At 28.4% G+C, this 17,440-nt stretch carries 14 protein-coding genes; 1 reads left to right on the top strand and 13 read right to left on the bottom strand.

Features of this window, described 5'->3' with window-relative positions; translation table 4 throughout:
• Positions 1 to 2 precede the first annotated feature (2 nt).
• The gene (locus P690_RS0101065; RefSeq protein ID WP_027121955.1) at positions 3 to 497 is read left to right on the top strand and encodes an NADPH-dependent FMN reductase; all 495 of its coding nucleotides are present in this window, start codon (positions 3 to 5) and stop codon (positions 495 to 497) included.
• Between the two features lie 47 nt (positions 498 to 544).
• Here P690_RS0101065 and P690_RS0101060 read toward each other — a convergent pair whose 3' ends face one another.
• From P690_RS0101060 to P690_RS0101000, 13 genes are all read right to left on the bottom strand, one after another.
• Positions 545 to 1,384, bottom strand: a complete 840-nt coding sequence (locus tag P690_RS0101060; protein ID WP_027121954.1) for an ABC transporter permease subunit — start codon at positions 1,382 to 1,384, stop codon at positions 545 to 547.
• Entirely contained in the window at positions 1,371 to 2,342 is a 972-nt protein-coding gene (locus P690_RS0101055; RefSeq protein ID WP_027121953.1) for a sugar ABC transporter permease, read from the bottom strand. The genes P690_RS0101060 and P690_RS0101055 overlap by 14 nt, the downstream gene beginning before the upstream one ends.
• 2 nt (positions 2,343 to 2,344) lie before the next feature.
• The gene (locus tag P690_RS0101050) at positions 2,345 to 3,493 is read right to left on the bottom strand and encodes an ABC transporter ATP-binding protein (RefSeq protein WP_027121952.1); all 1,149 of its coding nucleotides are present in this window, start codon (positions 3,491 to 3,493) and stop codon (positions 2,345 to 2,347) included.
• A 25-nt stretch (positions 3,494 to 3,518) separates the two neighbouring features.
• The gene (locus tag P690_RS0101045; RefSeq protein ID WP_027121951.1) at positions 3,519 to 5,336 is read right to left on the bottom strand and encodes a P68 family surface lipoprotein; all 1,818 of its coding nucleotides are present in this window, start codon (positions 5,334 to 5,336) and stop codon (positions 3,519 to 3,521) included.
• A gap of 90 nt (positions 5,337 to 5,426) precedes the next feature.
• Complete coding sequence (locus P690_RS0101040; protein ID WP_027121950.1) at positions 5,427 to 6,950, bottom strand: IgG-blocking protein M; 1,524 nt, start codon at positions 6,948 to 6,950, stop codon at positions 5,427 to 5,429.
• A 127-nt stretch (positions 6,951 to 7,077) separates the two neighbouring features.
• The gene (locus P690_RS0101035) at positions 7,078 to 8,238 is read right to left on the bottom strand and encodes a hypothetical protein (protein ID WP_027121949.1); all 1,161 of its coding nucleotides are present in this window, start codon (positions 8,236 to 8,238) and stop codon (positions 7,078 to 7,080) included.
• Complete coding sequence (locus P690_RS0101030) at positions 8,231 to 8,932, bottom strand: IspD/TarI family cytidylyltransferase (RefSeq protein ID WP_156920492.1); 702 nt, start codon at positions 8,930 to 8,932, stop codon at positions 8,231 to 8,233. Before P690_RS0101030 ends, P690_RS0101035 begins: the two co-directional genes overlap by 8 nt.
• Positions 8,919 to 9,308 carry a hypothetical protein gene (locus tag P690_RS0101025; RefSeq protein WP_245576651.1) on the bottom strand — a complete coding sequence of 130 codons (390 nt, stop codon included), beginning with the start codon at positions 9,306 to 9,308 and terminating at the stop codon, positions 8,919 to 8,921. The genes P690_RS0101030 and P690_RS0101025 overlap by 14 nt, the downstream gene beginning before the upstream one ends.
• A 93-nt stretch (positions 9,309 to 9,401) precedes the next feature.
• Complete coding sequence (pgsA, locus tag P690_RS0101020) at positions 9,402 to 10,055, bottom strand: CDP-diacylglycerol--glycerol-3-phosphate 3-phosphatidyltransferase (protein WP_245576649.1); 654 nt, start codon at positions 10,053 to 10,055, stop codon at positions 9,402 to 9,404.
• Complete coding sequence (gene asnS, locus P690_RS0101015) at positions 10,036 to 11,406, bottom strand: asparagine--tRNA ligase (RefSeq protein ID WP_027121946.1); 1,371 nt, start codon at positions 11,404 to 11,406, stop codon at positions 10,036 to 10,038. Before asnS ends, pgsA begins: the two co-directional genes overlap by 20 nt.
• 116 nt (positions 11,407 to 11,522) lie before the next feature.
• A complete protein-coding gene (locus P690_RS0101010) occupies positions 11,523 to 14,312 on the bottom strand; it encodes a cation-translocating P-type ATPase (RefSeq protein WP_027121945.1) in 2,790 nt (929 codons plus the stop codon).
• A gap of 78 nt (positions 14,313 to 14,390) precedes the next feature.
• Positions 14,391 to 16,154: a hypothetical protein gene (locus tag P690_RS0101005; RefSeq protein WP_027121944.1), complete on the bottom strand. Its 1,764-nt coding sequence runs from the start codon at positions 16,152 to 16,154 to the stop codon at positions 14,391 to 14,393.
• Between the two features lie 17 nt (positions 16,155 to 16,171).
• The gene (locus P690_RS0101000; protein WP_027121943.1) at positions 16,172 to 17,311 is read right to left on the bottom strand and encodes a helicase DnaB; all 1,140 of its coding nucleotides are present in this window, start codon (positions 17,309 to 17,311) and stop codon (positions 16,172 to 16,174) included.
• Positions 17,312 to 17,440: the final 129 nt, after the last annotated feature.

Below are 17,440 nucleotides of genomic sequence, written 5' to 3'. Positions count from 1 at the left end.
ATATGAAAAATAACACTATCGTTTTATCTTGTTCTAACAGTCACGTTAGCAAATCAATTAATTACGAACTAGCAACTAAGATTGCTAAATTAGGTTCTTTTGATTTTGTTAATCTAGCTGATTATCATGTCGATTACATTTCAAGTGATACCGCTCATGAAGTTCCTGATAAGATCAACGAACTTAATGAAAAATTATTACCATATGAAAAGATGATCTTTGTAACCCCTGAAATTAATGGTTATATCCCGGCTTTTGCTAAAAACATATTAGATTGACTTTCAATTAATAAGAAATGATTAAGCAATAAAAAAGCTTATATTGTTGCAGCAACACCTGGAGCTAAAGGTGCACCAATGGTAAGAGCGATCTTAACTGATGTTTTAACTTTTTTTGGTGCTGAAGTAGTAGGTTCATATGGCTTTGGAGAGTATGAACTAAACCAAGATCGAGATAAAGAAATTCAAGAATTTCTTAACAGCGTTAAGGATAATTAATTATTTAGTTACTAAAAATCGCATAAGATTAGTCATATGCGATTTTTTTAACCTACCATTTTGTACATTCTTTTATTAATAATTCTTGAACAAATTATGTAGATTGATAATGGAATCAAAGTCGAGATAAATGCTCCAGCTGCTCTAACATTAATTAGATCTAGTCTGTCAACAAAGCCTAATTTTAAAAACCATGTACTGATCGTATTAATTGGCGTATTATTTTCATAAACTCGACCTGATAATATTAGTTGTGGTCATAAAAATGAGTTTCATGCTTCGATTGTAGTAAAGATAATTAATAGATAGATTGGTACCTTTAATTTAGGTAAATAAACGTATCAAAATGCCTGTAGGGGTTTAATCCGATCAATTCGCATTAAGTTTCTTCTTAGTTGATATTCTTTATTGATTGCATTATAAAACAACATCAACATAAAAAATGAGAATAAGATTGGTAAACCTAAAACAAAAGCTAGGGAGTTTGTGCTAATGAATCTAAATTGGTTCAGTGTACTAAACAAATAAAGATAAATTGAAATTTCAGGAATAAATGAAGTTATTAAAAAAAATAAGAATAAAATTTTCCTAAATTTATCAGTAACTTTATTTAATCCAAAAGCGGCTAGTAACGTAGCAGTTAACTTAAGAACAATTAGAATTAAAACTGATAGGAATGTTAATAAAAATGATAAAGCAAATTGCTCGTTAATTAATCCTGAATAGTTTCTGTAATGAAAACCATCTGGTAATAATCTTGTAATCCCACTAGTAATCTGATTGTTAGAGGTTAAAGACAGTACAATCAAGTAATATAAAGGGAATAAAACAATTATGATTAACGCGACGATTATTAAGGTGAAAATTATATTTTTAAATATTTTCATAATTCTCTCCCTTCTTACTCATAACTTTTCTAATCTTGTTAAACAATCGATTAAACTTTAATCTTTTAATTATCAAAAAACTAATTGATAATAGTGATAAATAAGCAATGATTACAATATTAGCAGCTGCTGCTAATGAGTAATTTAGCTGGGCTGATGAATTCTCGTTTGGATTAATATGATCGTATAAATAACTTGCTAACGTATTACCTTTTGTTAGACGCAAATTGGCATTCACGATCGCTCCAGGATAAAACAATCCAGCATTAGCAAAATTAACGTATAAAAGCAATCAAAAAACTGTATTAAAGTTTTTTAAATAAACATATCAAACTTTATGTCAAAATTTAATACGATCAATCTTAATAATTCGATTATATTTTTCTAGCGAATTTGAAAAACTGAAACTAATCATTACTACATTAAATGGTAGTAATCTTCACACATAATAAATAAAATAAACGATTAAAATTGTTCTACCTTCAAAGTCATTTGTAAACCTAATTCTAGTATGAAACAACCTATTAAAACCATCGTTGTTTGTACTAAAAAAGTAGATGAATGAAATCCCCACAGCGAACGCTGAAGTAAAGAATTGTGAAAATAAACATACAACAGCAATATTCTTAAAGATTTTTGATGATATTTCACAAAAAATTAGTGAAAAAATAAAAGCTAAAACAATCACTAAAGGTGTACCTAGAAAAATCATCAAATTAGTGTTTAAAAATGCATCTTTAAATTCAGTATCTGAAACTAAATTAGTAAAGTTTTCAAAACCAAAATTGTAGTTAATCATGCTGTGTTTAGCATACACCTTGAATGACTCGATAAATGATAAAACAATCGGTAAAAACGTAAATAAAATTAAAAGTAAAATAATCGGAATTAATAAAAATAATCCGATTGTATTGCTCTTAATTTTTGTCTTACTTTTATTAAATTTATCAAGCAGCATAACTATTCTAATGTCATCACATCCTTTTCATCAAATGATATCTTGATATGATCATTTAAATTAAATTCGTTAGCTTTAACAATTACTTTTGATAAACCTTCAAGATGATCAGATGAAAATTCAATAATATCCTGTGATCCCATACTTTGAATATTAGTGATTTTTAGTAATGAATCTTTATCTTTTTCAATCTTTAATTTGCTAGGTCTAATGTATTTATTTTTAGAATTAGCTAATTTAATAATCTCAGGAAAACCAACAAATTTAGCAGTAGCTAAATTAATTGGTGAATTATAAATGATTTCTGGCTTATCAAATTGAGCAATTGTATTATTGTGGATAAACATAACTCTATCACTAATTAACATCGCATCGTTTTGATCATGAGTTACTAAAATCATTGAAATTCCGAAGTCTTTTTGAATTTTTCTTAACCAATCTCTTGAACTTTCTTTAATCTTAGCATCTAATGAAGCGAACGGTTCATCTAATAGGATTAATTTAACATGTTTTATCAATGATTTAGCTATTGCAACACGCTGTCTTTGACCGCCCGATAAATTGGCTGCTTTCATGTGTAAAATATCTTTAATATTTAGTTTATTAGCAACTTCATTAATTCTGTTTTTTATTGCTGATTTTAAAGCTTTTAAAAAATCAAAATAAGTCTTATTTCTTTTAAAAAACAGCGCAAAATTGATTAAAAACAATTTAAATCTAAACTGTCTTTTTTCTTTTTTATTATTTAGTGATAATTTTAATAATGATTTTAATTCATCATATTGTTTTTGATCAATCACTTTAGTTTGTAAATAACAATCTAAATAGATTAAATAATATTGATTAAATGAATTTATTAGTGATAAGTAAATATTTTTATAAACACTGATTTCATCATATAAAATTGAGTTTTGAAAAACAAAACCCAATTCGATATCAGCGTTATTGCTAAAACCAGAAAACTTAATTGATCCTTTTTGAGGCTTGATAAATCCTGCTATAGCGCCTAATAGTGTGGTTTTACCACAACCACTTGGTCCCAAAATAGAAACCAACTCACCCTCATAAATGTCAGCATTTATATCAGTAAGGACAACTTTTTTATTATAAGAGACATTAAGGTTTTCAATCTTTAGAATCGTATTAGACACTTTTACTTACCAATTTTTATATTGTTTACTTATTATCTAATTCCTGAGCAATCAAACTCATAATTTCATCTGGTGTTTTAACTTTTGAGTTATATACTGCTGAATTTAAAACGTTATCACTTATTAATTTAAAGATTGCTGCAGTTTTACTATCGTTTTTTGCATCAACTAACGAATAGTTTTCACTATTCTTTAAAAAACTGTCTAGCCCATTTCTAGTTATTAAACCAGCTTGAGTAAAGTAATAACTATCTCACTCTTCTGGTTTATTCTTATATACAAAAACTTTTCTAGTCATATCCAACATTGAAAAATTGTATTGTTTAGCTAGCTCACCTAACTGATCTTGTCTTTGAGAATTTATCACTTCAGAAAAATTGTTTTTTAACGGAACGAAATATCCGCTACCATCTTCAATTTTTTCAATAACTGGCTTAGAGTTGTTAGTAGCAGCATTTTTGCTTGAATATAAATACTTCAAAAAGTTTATTGTAGCTTTATTAACTGCTTGATCACTTGAAGAAATTGGAACTAAATAAGATCCACCGATTATGTATGAATGTTTATAGCTACTATCCATTTTAGTAAGTTGGTCAGATCAATAAACATCATCTGGATGAACAAATTTTTGTTCTGCTTCTTGGATTATTTGTTCATCAGTTTTGTTAGTTTTATCAATAAATGTATCGATTGTATATTTTGATATTGTTGCCTGTCCTAAAGTTACAGTAGGACCTAAAGCAAATGCAGCATTGTTATTTCTAATATCATTAAAACTAAAACCATATCGCCCACTATTATTTAATTTGATTGAGCGAATATCTTTATTAGTTGATGTTCTAGTTACTTTAATATTGTCATATCAAAATTGAATTGCATCTTTGGTTGCTTTAATTGTTGATTCCTTTGATAAATTATCAAAATTTACCGCAAAATCTTTAGGATCATTAGGATCAGCTTTTAACGTTCATAAGAAATCATTTTCACTGTTTCCCAATTTATTTCATAAGTATTTTGTTAAGACATTACGATCATAATCAATCTCGAAAATAGATTTATCAGACGCTGGAGTAAGGTTAGTTAGATTCAAACCACTATATAACAATTTAGTAAACTTAAAGATTGATTCTAAATTATCAAATGTTTGATCATTAATTGTTTGACCATTATAAACTTCATTACTTTTTACGGTTAATGTAGACCAGAAATTATCAGCTGGTAATGTAGTTTCTGTTTTTAAATTATTGAAAATCTTTGAATTTTCATCAACCGTTCCACCACCCAGTTTGAATAAAGCAAACAACTTTTTCATCACTGGTTTATTGAAATAAAGTGCATCTAAATCAGTTAAATCAAATGGTAATGCGTTTTGTGTTATGTGATTAGCACCAATGATATTTTTAGTTACTTCATTGACCTGATTAATAAAAGGCTTTGAAGCAAAGAAATTATCAGTTGTTACATCTAATAACCGTTCAAATTGATTAATTAAATAAGAAGCTGATAAACTGCTTAAAATAATGTTAGGAATATTATCTGCGTTACTTTTAATTTTATTAATGACCGAGTTTGCTAAATTGAATTCTGATGTTGAATGATTAATATCAGAGTTTTGATACACAACCTTTAAAAAATCTGAATCGTTTTTATGTTCATTATTATACGTATCAACAAGAGATTGCATCAAACGATCTAAAGGAAAACTACTGTTTTGCGCGCTTTGAAACAAAACTGTTTTTTCAGGTTTATTATTTGGATTATTAAATGATCCACATGATGTAACTACTACTCCAGATAACCCTGCTGTTAGTAGTGCAAATGATAATTTTTTGATTAGCTTCATAATTACAATTGAATTATAAAAGAATCGACCAAATTAACAGTTAATATAATTCAATTATTATTATTAAAGTCAAACCAAAAAATTCCAAGTCTAAACTGAGACGTTTAAATAACTCATTTTGGTTTTAAAATTGTTAGCAATATCTACTAAAGTACCAGATTTTAATTGAATTCTAGAGATGTCAACATTATTAACTCTAGGGTTGTTTAATAGGTATTTTCCAACAACATTGATTACAACCTGAGTATCGACTTGAATCGTAGATGAAACTACTAATTTCAAATCTTTTTCTTTAGCATCAATCTGAGTAGTAATATTTGGGTCAGTTGGTTGAGATGGTGTATTGTTTGATGGGTTTGTTGGCTGTGTTTCTGATGGAATTGAAGTTGTTGTTCTTAAAATTGAGATTTGACCAGGATCACCTGGATTGTAAGTAACACTTAAAGTGTAACTACTATAAGCAGGATTAATGTTTTTAACAACATAATCGTTGACTGAGTTAATTCCAGTATTAGATAAATCTAATAAACTAATATACCCACCTACAAAAGCCCCTTGCAAATAACGTTCGTAATAACGTCTTACAAAAATATCATTAAATGCCTCTTGCGTTTCTTGAGTTGTTAATTTAGCACCATATAAATTAATTGATGTAAACGGCTTAGAATAAGCAGTATCAAAAATTAAGTGCGTATCTGGATTTAAGGCTAACGGATTGTATTCAGTTAGGTTTGGTGTGTATAGTTCTAACTCTTGAATATTAGAATTTGCCAAACTAAAATCAAAACGATCAAGTAAGTTTGATTTAATCGTTAACTTTTTAACTGATGAAGGAAAGACCAATCGCTTGATAATCTGATTATCAGCATTAGACAAGATTACAAAATCGGGTAAATAATTCCTAAGTGTGTTGTTGATTACTGCTGGATCTGCTTGATACAGATTAATCATCATCGCAAAAATTTGCTTATTAGATGGGTTAAATTTAGCTATTAATTGATCTGTAGCTCGATATTGAACAAAGCTAACACGACTATTAATAGTACTGTACCCAATTTTATCTCAACCTTCGTAACTATCTAAACCAATTTCTTTAGAAGTTCGTTCATTTTTTAAATAAATGCTATGTGAATCTAAGATCGGCATAAACACTCGATCATTGTAATAAAATGGTGATTGGTAATAACTGTTGTTATCAGTATAACCAGAGATAAAATCACTAGTATGGCCAGTTTGTTCTTTAGCTAGAATCTTAACAGGAGCTGGCACTTGGCGTTCATTTTGACCAGTAGGTTCGCCGTCATGATTAATGATTGAATTGTCTTGTACAACAGCTGCTTTATTAACTAATGCATTTTCATTTTGACTGTAAATGTTTTTTTGTAATTCGAAGTCTAAATTTTCGATTTTGAATCTTGCAAGCGTTTGAAAACCTATAAGCGTATTATTTCTTTTTGGAACTTCAATCGGATTACTAATTTGCTTATTAAATTGTGAAGATGAAATCTTAACAGAAGTATAGATAATTCCACCTAGAAGGACAGAAATTATCCCAACTGCTGAGAAGATTCAAATTAAGGCTTTCTTATATTTCTTTAGACTTTTTGGCTTCATCTATATATATATATATATATCAGCTTGATAAACAGTCAGGGACATTTAGTTAATATCCATATGTTAAAAAACTGTTGATAAACTTAAAAATCAACCATCATATCTACACTCTTATTATAGCACGATTTTAATCGTTGAAGTCATCTGAGTGATTGAGCAAGAGATCTTTTGTTGAATCGTTAAATTCATATGAATTTAGGTCTTTAAACCCACTAGTATCAGTAATGGCTGAACTGCTATTTAAGCTATAGTCGCTAATTTCAAGTGTTGGGCTACTTGATTGATTAGCATAATCAAAGCTAAAACTATCACTAGCCAAATCGCTTAGTTCACGAGTAATACTTTCATAATTTCCAATCTGTTGGTCAATGTCATCCATTCGTTGTTTTAATGATGCTAATGAATCATTAAAACCGACTGCACCTAATTTTGCTACAGCCATATTAGAATCATTAAATTTAGATTCATAACCACTTAGATAGAAGTTGTTATTATCATTAATTAAAGAATTGTTAAAAGATTTTAAATTAGGCTGATAGTTAAGTGAATTGTTCTTAATTTCTCCTATTTGATCGCGATCGTCAAATAGATCAAAATCATCAACTTGGTGTTGGTTAAAAGATCTTAGATTATCATATTGTTTTTTGGGCGAAGCATATTCTTCTTTTTTGTTTCTAATAGAACTAAAACCATCTTGATTTGATCGTTGATTTTTTTCTTCACTTCTTAGTCTATTACTATCAAACTGATTTGCTTCTTTACGTTGTGAAGAATATTCTTCACGCATTTTTGCAGCTTGATATTCTTGTTTTAACTTATCGGGCTCAAAACTTGGATTGATCTGATCGATATTCTTGTATTGAGAACGATAAGTAAGATCATTCTCATCATCTCATCTTGATCGAGTTACGATCAGTTTCATTAACTGATTTTTCATATAAGCATGATATCAAGCACAAGGATGATTATTTGCTTGATAGATCATCTTATCATGGATCATAAAACCAATATTATCAATTAATGGCGCTTTTTGTTTTCAGATCGCTAAGATCATCTTTAAGTCATCATATAGGTTTTCATCTTCTAAAACCAGATAAAACTGATCAACATAAGCATTAATATTATCCATTTCATAAGAACAGTTCATCGTCAGTTCAAATAGTTCTTGGTAATTAGTAACATAACAACTACCAATAATTTGGTTGTTTTGAACTTTTATGTTGTCGTAGTGAAAAATCTTATTTTCACTTACGACTAAATCAAAATTGGTTTTATAAGCGTTATTCATCTTTTCTATTATTAACTAATGCTTTAAAGTGCTCTAAATCAGCACTTGTTGTGATCTTAAAACAATCAATTTTAGTTTTGATCCAATGAGCTTTTACTCCTTTTAATTTTAATAAAAAATCAGTTAAATCTAAATGATTTTGTTGATCGTTGATTAAATTCTTAATCTTATGCAACCATGTTGCTTGAGGAGTGTAGATCATTTTAATTTGATTACGATCAACATGATTAACAAATTGATTGTGATCATTAAATTGAATTAGTGCTGATGATATATCTTGATAAAGCGAAACGCATTTGTGTTGATCTAATGCATTGATACAATCAATCAATATTTCTTGGTTGATATTAGCTCGTGCAGAATCATGAACAAGGATTTTTGTGTAATCGTCATAATTGTTTGCAATCAGATCGTTCACCGCATTAATGAATGAAAGGTGGCGGTTAATCTTTGATCCTTGGATTACTTTGACCACGGAAATATTCTTATACTTAGCTTTTAATTTGTCTAAATATTCTTCATTTACTACCAGATAAATTTGATCAAATAGATTAGAAGCTACAAACTGATCTAAACTGTACTCGTAGACCATCTTGTCATTAACAAGATAAAACTGTTTTAATTGGTTGGATAAATTCAATCTTGTTGATGATCCACTAGCTAGGATGATTCCGACAACTTTAGTTGATTTCATGGTATGCAACTAGTTCTTCAACTAAATTATTTAAAACGATCATACTCACTGGGTGAATATAGTTATCTAATTGATATTTTGATAGATCAATTGTGTGTTCAATAATCTTATCTTTAATTATCAAACTAAAAACTAATTGTTTAGTTTTATCTTGATCAAAATGAACAAAATTAACTAAAAGATCAGCATTAAAATATTTGTTAGCAGCTTGAGATAAATGGTTGTGATCATCTGTTGATCAAAGTTGATTTTGATCAATTGATTGGTAGTGATTAAGCTTTAAGAAATTATTAACACTATCAGGATTTTTAAAAATGATCGCACCTTTGAATAACTGATTTAATTGGTTGTTAATTAACAAAGCATTAGTAACCATGCCATTACTATGTGATTCTATTACAGCAATTGTTCAATTATGTTTTTTTAAATAGCTAATTATTATATCTTTATAATCAATCATTTTTACTAGTTAGGTTTTTTGTGTTTGATTTTCTTGTTTAGTCAATTGTTGGTATTTCTTGTAAATTTGATATGAATAAATACCACCAGATAATAATGAGAAGAATGTTGCTATATAATAAGCAATGTTAAACACGTGATAAGCAATCGTGTTTTTCATAACAAATTGACCTGCAATAAAAAACGTAATGATGATCGCGATCATCTGAACTACGGTTTTTAGTTTGCCAAAAATATTAGCAGGCACAACAATCTTTTTAGTTGATACAAACACCCTTAATCCGTCAACATAAATATCTCTTAGGATTAATAAAATTACCAGATAAAAGTTAACGATCCCAAGATAAGCAAAATATATTAATACAGAGTTAATTAATAACTTATCAGCAATCGGATCAAACACTTTTCCATAATTTGAGATAATCTTATATTTTCTTGCTAAATACCCATCTAAAAAATCAGAGAATGAAGCGATCACAAACAAGATCCCAATAATTAAGAAATACAGATTTATCTTAAGAGTTGCTAATTTAAAAAAATTAATTTGATAAACTGTGTGTTTATCAAATTGACTAAAATAAAATAATACCAAAATTGGGATTAAGATAATAATCCGAATTGTGGTAAGGATGTTGGGAATATTTCTAAAAATCAAGTTGCCCATGGAAACGTGGGAATGGAATTGTGTCACGGATGTTATCACAACCAGTTACATACATTAGTAAACGATCGAAACCTAGACCAAAACCAGCTGAACGGTAGTATCCATATTTTCTTAGATCTAGATATCATTGTAGGTTATTTAGCTCTGGATCGATATCAAGATCTAGACAACGTCTTAGTAATTTGTTGTAACTATCTTCACGTTGTGAACCACCACAGATCTCACCAATTCCAGGTGCTAATAGATCAGTAGCTGCAACTGTTTGATTATCATCATTTAGCTTCATGTAGAATGCTTTGATATCTTTTGGATAGTTAATGATAAATACTGGACGTTTGAACACCTTTTCACATAAATAACGTTCGTGTTCAGATTTTAGATCCATACCAAAATGAATATCTTTAACTTCAAATTCTACACCTTGTTCAACGGCTTTTTTAAGTAGTTCAATTGCTTCACGGTATTCAACTCTTGGGAAGTCGTTATTAATCACATTATTTAATTTATCGATTAAACCAGGTTCTAGATTTTCATTACATCATTCAAGTTCAGGTCTTGCATAATCAAATAAGTAGTAAATTGCGTGTTTTACGCATTGTTCCATCAAGATTGTTAATTTATCAAGATCCATTAATGAAACTTCAGGTTCAATCATTCAAAACTCTGATAAGTGTTTTGAAGTGTGTGATTTTTCAGCTCTAAAAGTTGGTCCAAAAGTAAATACGCGTTTGAATCCTTGAGCGTAAGCTTCAGCAGCAAACTGACCGCTAACTGTCAAGCTTGCTTTAGTGTTGAAATAATTCTGATCATTAGGACTACTTACTTCAAATGATTCACCAGCACCTTCGCTATCGTTTGAAGTAATAATTGGTGCATGAACATATAAGAAGTCATTATTTTTGAAAAATTCAAAGAACGCATTAGCTAGCTCACTTCTAATCTTCATAATTGCGTAGAACTTGTTAGTTTTCACTCTTAAGTGAGCATTTTCACGTAAGAATTCAGGACCGTGAGCTTTCTTTTGCAAAGGATAAGAAGGATCAGCTTCTTTTAATACAACAATTTTAGATGCTTGGATCTCAAATGGTTGTTTCTTACCAGGGGTATTTCTTACAACACCCTTAACCAAAATCATTGATGATAATGGTAATTTAATAATTTCTTCGAAGTTAGGGGTATTTTCTTTTTTAAATACGATCTGAATCGTTTCAAGTGCAGTTCCATCACTAAAAGCGATAAAACCAATTGCTGCTGAAGAGCGGATCGACCTAAATGTTCCTACTAATACGACTTGTTCATCCTCTCTTTTTGAGTGCGATGATAACAATTCTTTGATTTCAATAAGTTGCATAATTTTCTCTTTGAATTTTTAATTTTATTTATATGTTTTGATCATTAAAATGTATTCTAAATTATAATTTAAGCTATTTTTATAAGTTAAAAATCTTTATTTATTTAAGAAATTACCTATTTGGTAATCATTTTGAATTCGTTAATTGGTGGGCGATGATTAGTTCTAAAATGAACAAAAAACTTAAAGACTTCCATTGCAGGAATAATTGCAACCCCCATCGCTAAACTGATTCCAATTAAATCAGGCTTATTAATAAATTGATCGTCCATTCTAAATACTGAAGCAATCGGACCTACTAGTGCTACTAATAAGATTAATGAAACTGAAAATAACGTACTTACATAAATTAATCAGTAATACTTAATTGAACTTAAAAAGATAGATTTATCAGACATTAAGTTTAAACAGTGAATTGAAGCCGCTATCCCTAAAACGATAAAGCCCATTGATGAACCGATCTGATTAAAAGATTCAAATACTTTAATATTATCTGAATAAATCGCGTAATTAATTCCAATACTATAAGCGATTAGTGACATTAATGCAATGAATGCCGATTGTCATAATAGATCAATTCCCATTCTTCTAGCAAAGATATTTTCATACTTATAGTATGGGCGAACGTTCATTACTTCGTTTTTAGATTTTTGAATTCCTAAAGCAATTGCAGGAAAACCGTGAGTTAAGATATTAATCCACAATAGTTGGGCTGCAGATAGTAAACTAAACTTTGCAAATAAGTCTTGCGGAGTTTGGTTAATCAGTTTTAATTTATTAGCAATATCAGGATTTGTACTAATAATATGGCGGTAGATAGGCACCATTACGATTAAACCAATAATAAAAACTAATAGCTCAGCCACTGATGAAATTAACAGATTTTGAATCACTTTTTTAATTGTATGATAAATCTTACGTCCTGCTTCAACCGAGTTGATGATTGTTGCAAAATTATCATCAACAATAATCATGTCAGCAGTTTCTTTAGCAACATCAGTTCCTGTAATTCCCATGGCACAACCAACGTCAGCTTTCTTTAATGCTGGTGCATCATTTACTCCGTCACCAGTCATTGCAACAACTTGATTGTTTGCTTGCCATGCATCAATAATGCGCATCTTATCTTTAGGCGACATTCTTGCATAAACTGAGTATTTTTCAATATCTTTTTTAAGGGTCGCATCATCAATTTCACTTAATTCCATTGATGAGATTGCTAAATCGTTTTTTTCGTCATAGATATTCACTTGTTTAGCAATCGCTTTAGCTGTATTTAAATCATCACCAGTAATCATAATTGGTTTAATTCCTGCAGCTTTAGCTAAGTTTACTGAATTAATTACTTCTTCACGAGGTGGATCAATCAGAGCAATAATCCCATCAAGATTGACATCTTTTTCGACATCTTCGAAATGATCATAGATCTTATCAATTGGTTTTGAACCAACTACTAGAGTGCGATAACTTTGATCAGCATAGGCTTTAGTTTGATTAATAAAAATATCTTGATCTTTTTTATTAGAAATATTCAAGATTGATTCAAGCGCACCTTTAACAATTAAAATACCGGTGTTTGTATTTTTATCAAAGATTTGGACTGACATCATCTTTTTAACTGAATCAAAAGGATGAACCTTAATCTGATAATGTCTGAAATCATCAGCATTATAAAATTTATTTTCAATCCCAAATCTGATTAGCGCAGTTTCAGTAGGATCACCAACCTCAATCATCTTATTGTCATGATCAAAATTGATCTTAGCGGTTGAACATAAGATTGAATTAATTAGTAATTTCTTATGATCATCTGTTAATTGCCTGACTCCGTCAACTTGTTTAGTTCATAACCCAACAACAGTCATCTGGTTTTTAGTAATTGTTCCAGTTTTATCTGAACAGATGACAGCAGCTGAACCTAACGTTTCAATTGATGAAAGTTTTTTAACAATTGCCTTTTGTTTGGCAATATTTTTAATTCCTAGCGCTAAGATGATTGATACAAACGTACTTAATCCTTCTGGAACAGCTGCTACAGCTAATGAAATAGCAGCTGCTAAAGCAGCTGGTCAAGTTGAACCAATATTTCCGATACCGTTTAAGACGATTTGGATAATAAATGCAACAACAAATAAAGCGATTCCCGTGTAGCCAAAAACTTTTGATAGTTTTTCTAACTTTATTTGTAATGGCGATAGTTGTTTCTTTTGTTTATTAACTAACGAAGAAATCTTACCAATTTCAGTGTTAATCCCAATACCGATAACTTCACATAATGCGTGACCATTAGTAATTGATGCACCAGAAAATAAATAATCATTTCTTTCGATTATTGGCAGGTTCGATTCGTCATTAATTTTGTATTCATACTTCTTAACCGGAAGTGATTCACCCGTAAGAATTGATTGATTTGAATATAAATTACTCGATTCAATAATCTTACAATCAGCAGGAATAACATCACCTGCTTCTAACATAATTACATCACCAACAACGATTTCACTAGATTCAACTTGAACTAATTTATTATCTCGATAAACCTTTGTTTTGGTTAGATTTAATTTATTTAGCGATTTTACTGCTTGATCTGATTTAATCTCTTGAACAGTACCAATAAGTGAGTTAATAACTATAACAAACAAAATAATAAAAGGTTGAACAAGCTCAATCTTTAATGTTCCGTTATCAGCATTAAAATCTCATTTATGCTTGATTCCTGTTAGGATTGCTACAACAAATGATGCTACAGTAGCAATTAACAAGATGATGATCATCAAATCCTTAAATTGCGATAAGAAAACTAAGAAATAGTTTTTCTTTTTCTCAATATTAATTGTGTTTGGGCCATCTTTTTGGTATCGTTCTAAAGCTTCAGAACTACTTAATCCAATTTTTTTGTCCGACATGTATATATTTAAATTTAGTGTATTTTTAAAATACAATGCCTATATTTTACTTTTTTATATGTAAAAAAAATAAATTTGCTACTTCATTTGATTTCATAATGTAGCAAAATAGCAACCTAATGGTGAGTTATCAAATGTTTCACCCAGTTTTCTGCTAACATTTTTATCTAAAAGAGCTAATCGATAAATTAACTCGATTTTGTCTCAAATAAAATCATCTCCTTGCACATGATTAGGATTGATTTTTTGATTTATCATGAAGTTACTTATTTCGTTAACTATTTTAATTGCATAATTAACAAATTTAACTAATTGTGTTTTATTAATTTTTGATGGTTGAATTTTAACTATTCAATCAGATAATTCAGTAAAAAAATCCTCTTGTTTATTTAGGTACTCTCTCAACTGAAAAATATAATTTTTGCCGCTTTTTTCAACTGTATTTAAATTATTTTGACTTTGATTAATTAAGTCGTTTTTTTCATTATTTTGCTTGTGTTTAAAAACGAAATTAAATATTTTTTTATTATCGTAAAAAGATTCGTTAATAGCTTGTTTTAATTCATTAAAGTCGTATTGAGGGTTTCATCTTTTTAATCTTGAAATTACCTTATCGGGATGAATATTATTAAAGAAAACAATCTTAGTTTTAGATTCATTATTTAAATTCTTATTAATAGATTTAAAAAAATCAATTATTTGTCAAATCTTTTCGTATAGAAAGTTAATTCCGTTTAAGTTGTCTAAATAAATAACTAAATAATCAAGTTTTTTTAAATCAATTTCTTCAATAACTAAATCAATCATTTCTTTTTTAAAGATATATTCAAAATTTAAATATGAAACTTTTTTATGTCATTTAGCTTGATGAATCAAAAAGAACTGAATAAATTCTTGTATTTCAGATTCTTGTTTTGAGTTTAATAAACTATTTTTATTTAAATTAAATTCGGTTACTTTTTGTTCGTTTTTACCGATAATTTTTAAATTTTCTAAATTTGATTGGTTTTTTAAATAACCATTATATAGTTGATTAATTTTAATTAATTGTGATTCGTTATTTTCACCAAAAATTCATGAATCTTCAATTAAATATTTGTAGAGAATATTTCAATAGAATTTCTTAATTGATTTTTGATAATAAAAGATGCAGTTGACGTTAGTTAAACTAAAGCCTTGGTTAGAAAATTCAACTTTATTATGTTTGTGGTTAAGCTCTGTGCATGTTGAATATTCCAATTTTTTCAATTGATTATTTTTATCAAAATGTAAGTCGTAACAACTTTCATAATCAATACAAGATTCAATAAAACACTTTATAAAATCTTTATTTTTTAAAAGTTCTCTAGAATTTATCTTAAAAGTTTTTGCGTACCAATCTAATAAGTACAAATGACATCTTTTGTCTTTATAGTCATCAGTTATCAAATGAGAATTTATACTTTTTTCTAATTTTTCAAGTGAGCGATCGGTATTAAACTTATGTTCTTCTTGAATAAAAGCAAACCTTGAATTATTTTGAAAAATATAGTCGTAATTAGTTTTATTTAACTTTTTCTTTAAGATTGTATTAATGCTATCAATTCTTGGTCTAGTATATTTTGAATAATCTGGTCTTTTTATCTTGTTAGGAACTGTTAGTTTTGAGATTTCTTGATTTAAAATAACTATTTCCTTACCAAACTTTAAAGACAGTTTATGAATTTCTTTAAGATCTTTTATTCTTTTAAGTTGATTAGCTCAATCAGAATATAAATTAACCAACTCTTTAGAGTGGTTAGATATCTGCTTTTTTAATTCTTTTAGTTCATTCTTATCGATTTGAGATTTAATTGTATCCATAATGATCGTTATGATCTTTAGTTATTTTTTTGTAGTTCAAATTTTAGACTAGCATTCTTTTTACTGTAATAAGTTTTTCTAAAAAACTTAACTGCGTCATTTAATTTTGAAATGTTCTTTAATTTTAAAGTATTAGAAATTTTTTCTACATATTCAAATTGAATTTGATCAGTTAAAGTAAAGTGAGCTGCAAAATCTAAGATCGCATTAACAATATGTTCACGATTGTTTTGTTCTTTCTTAATTTTTTCAACCAACTCCACTTCTCTAGCAAATAAATTACGACGATAGATTCCTCTTAAATATTTTTCGCTGTTCATAGTGCGGTATTCTCTTAAGATTTTAATCTCTAAATCACTTGGACAAAATGAACTGTAAAAACTTTCATTGCGTGCCATATTTTTAGGAATTGAATCATCTTCAACTTGATCTACTTCATTAGTATAGTTACTAATTGCTCTAGTTAATTCAAAAGCATCATTAATATCATCAGTTGTATTAATAATCTTTTTTATTTCAGCTTCAGTTGGATTATATCTTTCACACAGATTAATTAGCGCGGTTTTAGTTTCTGGTGAAAATTCAAAATCACCAAAATTTAAGTTGTCAATATCAACTAATGTCTTAGTTGGTTTAACAATATGATTAATTTCGTCTGTATTATTATTTTTATAAACTTGGTGAAAAGTTGATGAAACATTAACGTTGCTACCACCAATATTTTTATTTGAATATAAACTACTTAATCTGAAGTATTCTTCATGACCAATCTTAGTAATAATTCGATTTTTAATTTCTTCTTGAGATACTAAACTATCTCAGTCAAGCATCTTAGCTAAGCAAAACTTATAAATTAATTGTTTTTCTAGTTTCTTTTCTTCTTTATAAGTTTTAATCAAACTCATTCCTTCAAGTAAATTTCTAAAATCAATTAATTGTTTCTTAGAGATATTTAAACTTGTAAGAATTCTAGATAACGGTAAGTTATTTTTCTTTCAACGTTCGTTTAAATATACTTGGTGATCGTTTAATAACCAAATATAAAACATCGTCGCTTGCGGTCCTAAGATATGAATATACACGTTAGTGATCAAACCAAAATCACTAACTCCTCCATTCATTTTGTGAATCTCATATAACTCTTCATAGTCAACCATATCTTTCCCCTTTTTTTATATGCTTTTGGCTGCAAGCTTAATACTTTTAACAATAAAAGTATAAGCAACTAAAAAATTGATGATTGAGATTTTTGATATGAAAAAAATATAATAACAAAAAGATAATAA

Origin of the sequence: Mycoplasma imitans ATCC 51306 (assembly GCF_000518305.1) — a bacterium.
Lineage (GTDB): Bacteria > Bacillota_I > Bacilli_A > Mycoplasmatales > Mycoplasmoidaceae > Mycoplasmoides > Mycoplasmoides imitans.
This window is presented reverse-complemented; position numbering and strand designations above follow the sequence as displayed.